We start from the raw sequence: 3,730 nt of genomic DNA, 5'->3' as shown, positions 1-3,730 counted from the left end.
GGCCGGCCGCGAGGACGCCGCGCAAGGCGGCGGCGGACAGGTCGCCGGCGAGCCGGCCCGGCAGCGGTCCGGCACCGCGGCCGGCGTCGTCGACGAGGCCGCGGGCGGTCAGCTCCACGAGAAGCTCCCGCATCGCCTCCCGGTGGGTGCCGGTCTCGGCCAGCACGTCCTCGGCGCGCTGCCGGCCGGTGAGCCGCTGGGCCGCGGCCACGACCGGCTCGGGCAGCCCGGAGGCGACCGCCGCCAGGCGCGGGTCGAGGCCGATCTGAATCTCGTCGGGGTGGCGGCGCAGCACCGCCAGGTCGCCGACCACGCGAGGCCGTCTCGGCAGTGTCGTGTCCATCACCCCAGGCTGCCCGCAGATCACCCGGCGACGAAATCGTTATCCACAGGGTCCCAGGTCACGGCCATTTCACCGGGGCCGGTCCTCCCGTTCCGTCGGTCCTTGGTCGTAACGTGGCATCCGTGGCCGAACCCCGCGTCGAGGTGCGTCGCAGCAAGCGACGCACCCGCACCGTCACCGCGTATCGCGACGGCGACACGCTGGTCGTGTTGATCCCTGCTCGGCTGTCGAAGGCCGAGGAGGCGCACTGGGTCGCCGAGATGCAGCGCAAGCTGTTGCGTGGCGAGGCCAAGCGCCGGCCCCCGACCAAGACGTCCGACGCCACGCTCTTACGGCGCTGCCGGGAGCTGTCCACGAAGCATCTGAACGGCCGGGCGGAGCCGGCCAGCGTGAGCTGGGTGCCGCCGATGCGGACCAGATGGGCGTCCTGCACGCCCTCCGACGGGTCCATCCGGGTCAGCGAGCACCTGCGGGAGGTGCCGTCCTGGGTGCTCGACTACGTGCTCGTCCACGAGCTCGCGCACCTGTTGGTGCCGGCTCACAACGCGCGGTTCTGGGACCTCGTGCGCGACTACCCGCGCACCGACCGGGCGATCGGCTACCTCGAGGGCCTGTCCGCGGCGGCCGGCTGGGGGATCACCGCGGAGGACTAGGACTCGTCCGCGTCGTCCTTGCGCTCGGCCTGCTCGGTGCGCTCGATGGCGGCGATGGGGTCGTCGATCGGGTCGCCGTCCGCGGCCGGCTTGCCCAAGCGGTCGGCGAAGTCGATCGGCTCGTCCAGGTCCTCGGCCGTCGGCACCAGGTCTGGGTGTGCCCACACGCCGTCCCGCACGTCGAGGCCGTGCCGGTCGCCGACCAGGCGCCACAGCGCGGCGGCCGCCCGCAGCCGGCGCGGCCGCAGCTTCAGGCCCACCAGCGTGGCGAAGGTCTGTTCGGCCGGTCCGCCGCTGGCCCGGCGCCGGCGCAGGGTCTCGCGCAGCGCGTCCGAACCCGGCAGCCGGTCCGCGGTCGCGTCGGCGACCACCACGTCGACCCAGCCTTCGACCAGTGCGAGCAGCGTCTCGAGCCGGTTCAGGGCGGTCTGCTGCTCCGGCGTGGTCTGTGGCTCGAGCATGCCCGAGCGCATCGCCTCCTCGATGGACGCCGGGTTCGCCGGGTCCACCGTCGTGGCCAGCTGCTCCAGCGCGGAGGTGTCCACCCGGATGCCGCTCGCGAACTCCTCGACCGTGGCCAGCAGTCGCTGCCGCAGCCACGGGACGTGCTCGAACAGCCGCTGGTGGGCGGCCTCGCGGGCGGCGAGGAACACCATCACCTCGCTGCTCGGCCGCTCCAGGCCCTTGGTGAACTCCTCGATGTTGGCCGGCAGCAGCGCCGCGGTGGCCGGCGGGCCGAGCGGCAGGCCGATGTCGGTCGAGGTCAGCACCTCGGAGGCGAGCTGCGCCAGCGCGTTGCCCAGCTGCGAGCCGAACGCCATGCCGCCCATCTGCCCGACCATCGACAACAGCGGCCCGGCCGCCTGCTTCGCCTCGGCCGGCAGGGCCTCCACCCAGGCGCCGGACACCCGCCGCGCCACCGGGTCGCACAGCCGCTGCCAGGTCGGCAGCGTGTGCTCGACCCAGTCGCGCGCGGTCCAGGACTTGCTGGCCTTGGCACCGGCCGGCAGCGTCGTCGCGGGGTCGAGCCACATCTCCGCGAGGTGCACGGCGTCGTTGACCGCGCTCACCGAGTCCGCGGGCGGGCCGAAACCGGGCTGGCCGGCGAGCTTCTGCAGCGCGATCTGCTTGGCGAGGTCGTAGTTGACCGGGCCGGACGAGCTGCCGGCCTGGCTGAGCATCTGGCCGAGCTGGCTGAGCATCTGGCCGAGCTGGTTGAACGCCTCGGCCGGGTTCTCCTGTCCGCCACCCTGCTCGGCGGGGTCCTTCTTGCCACCCCGGTCGGGATCGTCCGGGTTCGGCGGCCCGAAGCCAAAGGGAAACTCGGTCATGTGTCCACGGTACGCGGGGCAGCGCCACCCGCGGCGAGCGGTGATCCGCAGCCTGCTTCGCCCGCTGAGAACACGTCGAGAACACGCCGTACTCTCAGGTGTCGTGAGCGAGCTTGCGAGCGAACCAATTTCACAGGGCGACCGCGAGCGGCGGCACCGAGCCTGCGAGGGGGCGTCGTGAGCGACACCGCGACTCCCGCACCGCCCGCCGATGTCGACCGCGAGTCGATCCAGCCGCGCCGGATGACCCGCCGCGGCTGGACGATCGTGCTGAGCTTCGCGATCGCCGCGATCCTCGGCCTGCTCGGCGGCCTGGTGCAGGTGCCGTACGTCTCGATCGGCCCCGGCCCGACCTACGACACGCTCGGCACGGTGAACGACCAGGTCGTGGTGCAGGTCGAGGGGGAGAAGACGTACGAGACCAGTGGTCAGCTCCGCATGACGACGGTCTCGGTCAGCGACGAGGTCAGCCTCTTCGGCGCGCTCGGGCTGTGGGTCAGCGGCCGGCACGCGCTCATGCCGCGCGAGGAGTACTTCGGGCCCGGGCAGACCGAGGACGACCTGCAGCGGGAGAACAAGAAGATGTTCCAGGACTCGCAGAGCGACGCCGAGGTGGCGGCCCTGCGGTACCTGGACTACCCGGTGAAGGTCGTCGCGCAGGAGATCACCCGCGGCGCGCCCGCCGACCAGGTGCTCGAGCCCGGCGACCGGCTGCTGGAGGTCAACGGCAAGCGGGTCGAGGTGCAGGAGCACGTGCGGGACGCACTCGCGGGCACCCGGCCGGGCGAGCGCGTCGAGATCACCTTCCAGCACGGAAGCCAGGCGGAGGAGACCAAGCCCGTCAAGCTGGGCAACGCGGCCGACTACGACGCGGGCGAGCGCAAGGAGGGCTTCCTCGGCCTGTCGCCGATCGACCGCGCGGACGTCGACTTCCACACCACGATCCACCTACAGGACGTCGGCGGCCCGTCCGCCGGGCTGATCTTCGCGCTCGCCATCGTCGACAAGCTGACGCCCGGCGAGCTCGAGGACGGCCGGACCGTGGCCGGTACCGGAGAGATCGACGTCAAGGGCAACATCGGCCTCATCGGCGGCATCTCGTTCAAGCTCGTCGCCGCCCGGGACGCGGGCGCCACGGCGTTCCTCGTGCCGGCGGGCAACTGTGCCGAGGCGAGAGCCAACGCGCCCGACGGGTTGACGTTGCTGAAGGTCGACACGCTCGACTCGGCCGTGAGCGCACTCGAGGACCTCGACGCGGGCCGCAAGCCGCCGACCTGCTAGCTGTACTGATCGGTGAGGTTGGTGCATCGGCTGATGGGCGGTGCACCGAGTGCGGTGTGTTGGCGGTGATGGTTGTAGTGGTGTAGCCAGGGTGTCAACGCTGTGCGTCGGGTTTGTTCTGA

The 3,730-nt window shown here is 72.1% G+C and carries 3 protein-coding genes and 1 pseudogene; 2 read left to right on the top strand and 2 right to left on the bottom strand.

The window, feature by feature from the left end; all coding sequences use genetic code 11:
• Positions 1–343 (bottom strand): annotated as a pseudogene (locus tag ACRDSK_RS32330) (hypothetical protein); the annotation flags it as partial.
• Positions 344–465: 122 nt separating this feature from the next.
• Here ACRDSK_RS32330 and ACRDSK_RS32325 point away from each other — a divergent pair.
• The gene (locus tag ACRDSK_RS32325; protein ID WP_431445211.1) at positions 466–996 is read left to right on the top strand and encodes a M48 metallopeptidase family protein; all 531 of its coding nucleotides are present in this window, start codon (positions 466–468) and stop codon (positions 994–996) included.
• Here ACRDSK_RS32325 and ACRDSK_RS32320 read toward each other — a convergent pair.
• Positions 993–2,327 carry a zinc-dependent metalloprotease gene (locus ACRDSK_RS32320; protein WP_431445210.1) on the bottom strand — a complete coding sequence of 445 codons (1,335 nt, stop codon included), beginning with the start codon at positions 2,325–2,327 and terminating at the stop codon, positions 993–995. The two genes, ACRDSK_RS32325 and ACRDSK_RS32320, sit on opposite strands and share 4 nt — an antisense overlap.
• A 177-nt stretch (positions 2,328–2,504) precedes the next feature.
• On the opposite strand from ACRDSK_RS32320, the gene ACRDSK_RS32315 reads away from it, so the two are divergent.
• A complete protein-coding gene (locus ACRDSK_RS32315; protein ID WP_431445209.1) occupies positions 2,505–3,608 on the top strand; it encodes a YlbL family protein in 1,104 nt (367 codons plus the stop codon).
• Positions 3,609–3,730: the final 122 nt, after the last annotated feature.

It is taken from the genome of Actinophytocola sp., assembly GCF_050699915.1.
In the GTDB taxonomy this organism is placed as follows: Bacteria; Actinomycetota; Actinomycetes; order Mycobacteriales; family Pseudonocardiaceae; genus Actinophytocola.
Note: the sequence above shows the minus strand (reverse complement) of the source record. Positions and strands in the feature narration are given on the sequence as shown.

What these genes read in the sequence shown, in the direction of transcription:
- ACRDSK_RS32320 (WP_431445210.1), bottom strand. Translation starts at nt 2,327, where the DNA reads ATGACCGAGTTTCCCTTTGGCTTCGGGCCGCCGAACCCGGACGATCCC.